1 protein-coding gene is annotated in these 8,726 nt (G+C 61.2%); it reads right to left on the bottom strand.

The genetic code is table 11. The features are described 5' to 3' along the window. A partial coding sequence (locus tag FHS09_RS22140) for a hypothetical protein (RefSeq protein ID WP_221192198.1) occupies positions 1–7,916 on the bottom strand: 7,916 nt, incomplete at its 3' end. Positions 7,917–8,726 lie beyond the last annotated feature (810 nt).

The raw sequence follows: 8,726 nt of genomic DNA, 5'->3' as shown, positions 1-8,726 counted from the left end.
GCCTGCTGGGCGGTGAGGATAGTGTCCAGGCTGTTGTTGTTGATCGCAGATATTTCCAGGGTGGCGTTGCCGTTCTGGTCGTACAGGTACAGCCGCGGCGTGCCGTTGCCGCTGTTGGTCTTGAACAGCCGGCCGAGGTCGTCGTAGACGTAGTACTCCTGGTATTTGCCGCCGATCACTGAGTCGCGGGCGTCGGTGTTGATGCCCTTGCCGATCACCTGCCCGTGGGTGTTGTAGGCGATGTCGTGTTGTACGTTTTCGCCGAACTCGGTCTGGTCGACGTTGTTGGTGCGGGCGGTTTCCCGGCCCTGGGCGTCGTATTGGAGCCAGGTGACGACTTGGCTCTGGTTGTTGTCGATATCGGTCTGGTACTGGGTCTGGTAGACGGCATTGCCGAAGGCGTCGAAGGTGAACTGGGTCTTGCCTTCGTAGTTGGCATCGCCGCTGTTCTCTCTGGCGTCGCGGGTCTCGGTGCGCTTGCCGAGGGCGTTGTAGCTGTGGCTGGTGACCTGGTTGCCGCTGTCGTTGTGCACGATTTCGGCAGTGCGGTTGCCGTAGAGGTCGTAGCGGTAGCTGACGGTGCCGCGCACGCTGTTGCCGAGGTAGTCGGTGTATTCGGCGCCCTGGGTTTGGGTCTGCTGGCCGAGTTTGTTGTAGGTGATCGTTTCTATGCGGCTGTCCGCGGCGTTTTCATTGCCGTCGTAGCGCACGGTGTCTTTCAACTGCCCGGCGTCGTTGTAGCCGTAGCGGGTGACCAGGTCGCTTTCGACCTGGCTGACGTTGAGGGCGGTGCCGGAGTTGCTGACCCGGGTGAAGGATTCCCCTTTGGTGCGCTCTTCCACCAGCAGGCCCTGGCCGTTGTAGACATATTCGGTAGTGCGCTCTTCGCCGGTGACGATGTTGGCCACCAGGGCGGCGCGATCGGTATTGTAGAAGTCTTGTATCCAGGTCTGGCGGGCCTGATTGTCGGCGGGGGCGGCGAGGTTGGCGAACTTGAGGTTGGCGAAGTCGAGGGCGCCGGCGTAGCGGGTTTCGCCGATGACCTGGCCGAGGCCGTCGTACTCATATTCGGTGACGTAGCCGAGGCGGTCCACTGCCAGTACGCGGTTGCCGGCGGCATCGTAGACGGCGAAGCTGGGTTGGTCCTTGCCGTCGATCTGGATGATGCTGTTGCCGTTGGCGTCGTAGATGACCTGGCTGCTCTGGGTGCTGCCGAGGCTGAAGCCGTTTTGCAGTTCCTGTTGGTCGCCGCTGGTGGACTGCGGGTCGATCAGGTTGTTGAGATCGAAGAAGACGCCGCTGTCGGATTCGCTGTTGATCAACAGGTTATTGGCGTTGTACTGGTAGTGGGTGCTGCGGCCGGTGGTGAACTCGTTCGCCTGCAGAGCCTGGGCATCGGTGCGCCAGTGTTCGGCGGGGTTGTTGAGGTTCAGTTGGGCGATGGCGCCGCTCCAGGTTGCGCCGTTAATTTTTAAGCGCTGGTCGTAGCGGGTTTCGGTTTTGATATTGCCGGCGGCGTCGTGCTGCTGGTAGGTGAGGCCGCCGTCGGCGTCCAGGGCGAAGATCTGCTGGTCGAGGCGGTTGTAGCTGTAGGTGCTGGCCTGGACCTGGCCGTGCTGGGTGCCGCTGACGCTGCCGTCGGCATTGAGTACCGCGCTCTGCAGGCCGCGCTGGCCTTCGTAAATTAAACGGCCGAGGGCATCGTAGCGTTTCTCGCTGGCCTGCTTGAGGGTGACGGTGCCGATGCTGCCGTCGAAGTCGGGGTTGTTGGTCGCGGCATTATTGGCGGCGGTAAAGCTGGGGCCGATCAGGGTGAGCAGCTGGCCGTTGTGGTCGTAGGCCATCTGCGTGGTGCGCACGCCGCCGGGGGCGGTTTTTTCCAGTGCGGCACTGACGTCCCAGTACTTGCCTTCGGACGCACTGATCCTGTCGAAGGCGTTGTAGCTGTATTCGGTAATGGCGCGCACGCTGGCCGTCGCGGTGCTGTGGGCGCTGAGCGTGGCATTGAACTGCGGGCCGGTTTCTTTGGTGATGCGGCCCTGGGCATCGAGGACATAGTCGGTGCGCCCGCCGAGGGCGTCGATGGTGGCCACGCGGTTGCCGGACTGATCGTATGCGTATTGGGTGACGCCCTGGGTGGCGACACCGTTGATCAGGTCGTAGCCGTGCCGGGTGGTCTTGAGCAGTTGGCCGCGGTTGTCGTATTCATTGGTGGTGTGGCGGTCGCTAATGGGATCTTGCGTACCATTCAGCAGGGACACCAGGCCCGCGCGGGTCAGGTTGGCGATATCGGTGCCGGCCGGCAGTTTTTGTGCATAGGTGCGCACGTCGGTGGCCTGGCCGAAGGTATCGTACACATAGGTGGTGACGGCGCCGTCCGGGTTGACCTGGTGGGTGAGCTGGTTGTTGACGTCGTAGAAGAAGACTCCGGTGTTGCCGTTGGGATCGGTGGTGGCGACGATGTTGCCGAAGGCGTCCAGGAGCGTCTGGGTGACGCCGCCCTGGGCATCGGTCTCGCCCACTTTGCGCCCCAGCTGGTCGTGGTGCTGCTGGCTGACGTAGCCGGGGCCGCGGGGGCTGACCAATGTCTCCAACTCGCCGAAGCTGTTGTAAGTGAAGTAGGTGGTGGCGACCTGTTCGTCCGCGCCCAGTTCCGCTTCGGTGAGGCTGTGGCGGTTTTGGATGGTGCTCTGTGCCCAGTCCGGCAGGCCGCTGGTCTCTTCCACCAAACGGCCCAGCTGGTCGAAGCCGCGGTAGGTGACCCGCTGCTCGGCCAGGCCCTTGGCCTCGATGGTGCGCCACTCTTCCCCGAACGCGTTGTAGGCGTGCTCGGTCACCACCCCGGCGCTGTCGGTTTCCGCTCTCAGATTGCCCCTGGCGTTATAAGTGTAAGTGGTGCTGCGATCCTGGGCGTGGGCCAGGGTTTGCGTGTCGATACTGCTCGGGTCAGTAGTCTGCGCCACCGCCTGGCTGTAGTGGGTTTCGGTTTTGACCTGACCCTGGGCGTCGTAGGTCCAGGTGGACAGGTAGCCGTTGCTGCCGTCCTGCGGCACCAGCTTGTGGGTCAGGCGGCCGGCGGCATCGTAGCTGAAGGTGGTTTTAAAGTTGCGTTGATCGATGATCTCGATGCGGTTGCCGAGGGCGTCGTAGCCGTAGTTTTCGGTGAAGCTGTCCAGTTGGGCGGTGGCCTGGTTCCAGACTTTTTCCGTCAGGCTGTCCTTGCGCCCGGCACTGTCGTACTGGGTGACGATCACCTGGTCCTTTTGCTGGCTGGCCACAATGGACAGGTCGGCAGCCGTTAAGCCGTCCCAACTGCTGGCCGCGAGCACACTGATCCCGTTGGCATAGCGGATCACGGTCTCGGTGTTATTGATATCGTCGTAGCGGGTCTCGGTAACAAAGCCGAGGCTGTCGACGGTATGGGTGCGGCGGCCGGCGGCGTCGTAGACGAAGGTGCTGTGGCGGTTGTCCGCGGCTTCCGGGTTCAGGTCCGCGGGGGTCTGGGTGGCGAGGTTGATCGCCTGGGCGTAGGCAATCTCGCCGGCGATTTCGCCGCGGTCGGTGTATAGCGTCTCGGTGACATAGGCGTACTGCACACCGCCCTGCTCAAACACGCGCAGGGTGTGGGTCTGGCGCCCGGCGGCGTCGTACTGGTAGCGGGTCTCTCTATCGACGCTGGTGTCGCGCACCAGGTCGTCGGCGACGGTCTCCGTCGTCGGATCGATGCGGTCGGCGAAGCGGATCACCGCGCTGACGCGGCCGGCACTGTCGTAAACAGTCTCGGTGACCTGGCCGAGATTGTCGACGGTGTGAGTCAGTTGGCCGTCGTCGTTGTACAGATAGGTCGTGCTGCGGTCACTGCCGCCGGCGATGGCGGCCGCTACAGTGGCTTCATCCAAGGTGGCCGGCAACTCATGGGCGCCGACATGCTCAATGCTGGTGACCAGTTGTCCCGCGGCGTCATACTGCTTTTCGGTCGCCGTGTATTGCATGTTGGACGCGGCATTCAAGAACAGAGGCATCAGCGCAAAACGCTCCCGCCCCAAGGCGTCATACACAAAGTAAGTGCTGTAACCCAGCGCATTGGTGATAACGGTGCGATTGCCATTCTGGTCGTACTGGTAGCTGGTGGTGATCGCCAGCCCATTCGGGTCGATGGTTTCGCTCTGCACCCGGCCCAGTTCGTCGTAGCTGTAAGCGGTGGTGCGGGTATAGCTGGCCGTGCCATTGATACCGCCGGTGAGGCTACCCTCTTTGACTTCCAGCAGGTTGCCCTGGCCGTCGTAGTCGTACTGGGTCAGCAGGTTGAGCCCGGAGCCGTCCTGGGTGGCGTCGACAATGACTCGCGCCACCCGGCCGTTGTTGTCGTACTCGGTGCGGGTCACGCTGCCGCTGGCATCGACGCTTTCCTCAAAGCGGTGGCCGTAGCGGTTGGTGGTGGTGAGGTTGAGGCCGCCCACATCCTGGGTGCGGGTCAGCACCCGGCCCTGCGGGTCGTAGCTGACCTCGCTGCGCACGCCGCGCTCGTCCACCGTCGCGGTCAGCTGGCCGGCGGCGTTGTACTCGCGGCTGGCGGTGTTGTTCAGGGCATCGGTGGTGTCGGTCAGGTTGCCCTGGGTGTCGTACTGGTACTGCGCCTGGCGCTGCCAGTTGCCGTTCACCTTTAAATAAACTTCGAAGGTCTCGCCGTGGAGGTTGTTGACGGTCTTGGTCTGCACGCCCTCCGGCGTGGTGACCGTCTGGGTACGGCTGGCGTCGTCGTACTGATACGTCGTGCTGCGGTTCAGCGCATCGGTGCGAGTCAGCATGCGGCCGAAGGCGTCGTAACTAAACGTGGTCTGCTGTTCCAGCGCGTTGGTCTGGGTGACCAGCTGACCCAAACGATCGTAGAGATAGTCGGAGGTAAAGCCGCGACCATCGGTGCTGGACGCTACTTCGCCGAAGGCGTTGTACACGCTGCTGGAGGAGACCGTCGCGAAGGGCCCCACAGTCAGGTGGCTGGTGGTAGTTTCCAGCTGGCCGCGGCGACTGTAGCTGAAGTCGGTCACCGCCTGCTGGGTGTTGGCCCGGTCGATGGCCTGGCTCAACTGCGTGCGCTCGCCGAAGGCGTTGTACTGGTATTCCGTAACAAAGCCTTCGCCATCGGTGGCGTTATCCACCTGGCCGCGCTGGGTGTATTCCGTTGCAGTAATCACATCGGCCGCATCGGCGAGGCCGGCGACACTGCTGTCCAGGGTGGCCGCATCGCCGTTCAGACCCAGGCCGCCAAGCAGGGTATTGCTCAGGCGGTTGGCGTAGGTGCGCGTCTGCGTCATTTCGCCAAAGGCGTTGTAGCTAAACTCGGTGACCTGCCACTCAATGCTGCTGGTGCCGGGCACAAACACCGGTGACACGCTGTATTTTAAATTGCCGTCCGCCGTGTAGGCGTAGTGGGTGGTGTAGCCGTTGGCATCGGTGGCGGCAATACGCCGACCGCTGTCGTCGTAGCTGTGGCTGATGACAACCCGACCCAGGTGATCCTTCTCGGCAATCACCCGTCCCTGCACATCGTATTCAGTGGTGTGGTCGCGCGCGGCGCTGGTATTGGCGGTAAAGGTGGGGTTGCCCTGGTAGTTGTCCAGGTAGTTATCCAGGATGGAGCCGGCGGTAACGGCGATACCACTGCGGCTGGTTTCCAGCTGGCCGCCGGCGGTGTAGGTAAAGCTGCTGGTGTTGCCGGTGGCATCGGTGGTGTGCGTCACCTGGTTGCGCGCGTCGTAGCGCCATTCGGTAACGCGGTCATCGCTGGAAGCCAGCGGACGCACCTGTCCTAAGCCGCGGTCGCTGCCCAAACTCAGGCGTGACGCATCATTGCCCACCGCAGCCAGCGCGGTGTTCAACTCATTAAGATCGTGCAGGGAATCCGCGTACCGGGTGCTCCGGACCCGATTGCCGGCAGCGTCGTACTGGTGCTCGGTGACATACCCCTCGGCATCGATCACCGCCGCTTCGCGGCCCTGGCCGTCGTAAAGCCAGTAGCTACTGCGATCAAAGGCGGGATCGGCGGCCGGGCGCAGCGTCTGCAAAGTACCGCTGTTCAGCCAGTGGGCGTTGTTAGCGTAATCCGCCACCCGGTTGGTGTACTGGGTCGTGGACACCAGTTGGCCGGCGCGGTTGTAGTGGTACTCGGTTAAATACCCCTCCGCATCCAGAGTCGCAGCCACACGACCAGCGTCATTATAAAAAGAGCGCTCAATGCGCGCATCGGAGAGATCCACACCGGACGCGGTGGCGCTCAGGGCCTGGATAGTGCTCTCGCCGGCGGTGAGGGTGAAGCGACCCACCCCGCTTTTAGTAATTGGGGTACCGCCCACATCCAAGGTGTAGGACAGCTGGTATTCATAGACACCGTTGGGGTGGCTGGCCTTGTCCAGCTCCGCACTCCAGTTAGCCAAGTCGATGGGTAATGGCTCCCAGGCGCCGCCGCTAACCGGGCGGATGGACAGGCTGACCGCCGTAGCCCCATAGGGCTCATCCAGGACCAAAGCCAGCTGCGGATTGACCACCGCCTCCTGCTGCAGTCCCACCTGGTGCTGGAAAGCGGTATCCACCGCACTGTTGCCGTCGATAGAGTGACGGGTAATCTGCACCGTGTAATCGCCGTCGGGCAGTTGATCGCCTACCAGCAGGTTCACCCGGCCGGCAAAGGAGCCATCGCGCAGGGTGGCCGGGTCTATCCAGGTCAGCGCCGGCTGCGCGCTGATCGGCGAGCCGGTGGCGTTGTCGGTGACCACCGCCTCCAGCCAGGCGATATCCGCGGCTTCCGCCGCACTTAAATACCCCTCGATGGCGTAGCCTTCCAGGGAGGCGCGCTGATAGGTGGGAATATCCCAATCGGCAGACACACTGCCGCTGCTGTTGGCACCGAAGGTACCCGAAAGCGTGCGCAGCAAGCGGTCGTTGGCCGTGTAGCCATTGCCGTCCGCGTCGCGGTAGCTGGACGCGCGATACTCATAATTACCCGAAAGCGCATACCCCAGGTTGACGCTGAAGTCGCTGCCGTTCTGGCTCACCGCCACACTGTTCCAGTCGTCCTGGCTGCCGGCGCGGCGGTATTCGAAGTGGGTAATCTCGTCCGCCTGTGGCGCATAGGCAGCCTCGGACCAGCTGATCATCTGGTCCTGAGCCGGCTGGTCGCCCACCTCCACAGTAAAGGGAGACTTGTTACTAGTGCTGCCATCCTCGTAGTGCAGGGTCAGCTCGACCGTATAGGCTGCACCGGAGGCCAACTGGCTGCCGATGGACAGGTTTACCTGGCCGTTGTAACTGCCAAACAGCTGCGGCCAGGTCTCGGCGGTGGACACCACTTGGCCGCTGTTGTCCTTGACCACCGCGACGATCTTTTCCAGGACCGGATTGCTGCCGATGCTGGCCGGATAACCGCTGATGGCGTGGCCGCTATTGCTTTGCAGGGAAACGACGGTGTACTGGAAGTCAAAGTTGCTGGGCTCTACGCCCATAGCGACATCCAGGGTGGGACTCCCGATCGTCTCTTTAACAACCTCGCCCCCCTGTTCGTAGCGGATGCGGAAGTTATAAGTCCCTTCGGCAATGGTCTCGTCATCGATATCGCCGAGAATAACTTTCAGGTCGGTGCCGTCTTCCGCCACCGGCACCGAGGTCCAGGTGCCGGGGGAGGATTCGTATTCGAAGACGGCGACACTGCCCGCCGGGCGGGTGCTGGCCGGCCAGCGGAACTCGGTGGGGTGGTATTCGTACTGGGTGCCGAGTTCGTAGTCGAAGGAGGTCGAGGAAGTCGAACCGCTTTTGTAAGTCAGGTCCACTTCGACGGTGTAGCGACCATCAAGCAACTCCCCGTTACCCGTGGGGGTATGGGTGTCGATCTCGATAGTGCCGATACGGCCACTGCCGCGCACCAGGAAGTTATTGATTTCCAGTAGCTGGGAAGATGGGTCTAAAGAGTAGATATCTGCCTGGATATCGCGCTCAAACGCATGCCAGTTACCGTCCAGATACTGCGCATCTAACGGAAAATTGTAATAAATAACCCCGGATGTGGAGACAGTAATTTTTGGCTGCGTGAGGCTGGAATTGTAACTAACATAGGCAGAGCCATTAGAGGTGTTTATTTTATAATAAAAGATCGTGCTTCCAGAAAAATTGACCTCTGCGCGGGCCACTGTGCCATCGGTTATTTGCCAGGTTTCGCGTTGAGGGTTTTTCCAAACACGGAACCCATTGCCAGTCCCACTACCGGAAACCTCGACGACATTGCGCTGCAGCGATGAATCATAGACCGCCTGCATCGTGGCACCGGCAGGCGCCGTGTCGTAAATTTCCCAGTTACTGATATCAAAATTCTGGGGATCATTGTAGCTGTGCTGAACAAAATCGCTGGAAAGATTCAAGTGTCCATCATAAACATAACTGCTGGGGTCCTGATCCTTCAGCCATTTGAGGTAATCAGCTGGGTAAGACGAATTCGTGGAAATGACAGCCCCTGTCACTTTATCTCGCACGGTGACATCGGCACGAGCAACAGTAGCTGCCAGACTCTCGTTAAAATAACCTAAGACCTGCGAGCTGCCCGCGGCACTGACATATTTAGTGGAAACAAAACTGAAATCAGCATCAATAGGACTGCTATCTGTAGTAGTTCCATCCTTAGCTACAGAGAATGTTCCTGATGTTGATTTAACGACATTATTGCCATTCTTATACTCGAT

The organism is Microbulbifer rhizosphaerae, assembly GCF_014191725.1.
In the GTDB taxonomy this organism is placed as follows: Bacteria; Pseudomonadota; Gammaproteobacteria; order Pseudomonadales; family Cellvibrionaceae; genus Microbulbifer; species Microbulbifer rhizosphaerae.
This window is presented reverse-complemented; position numbering and strand designations above follow the sequence as displayed.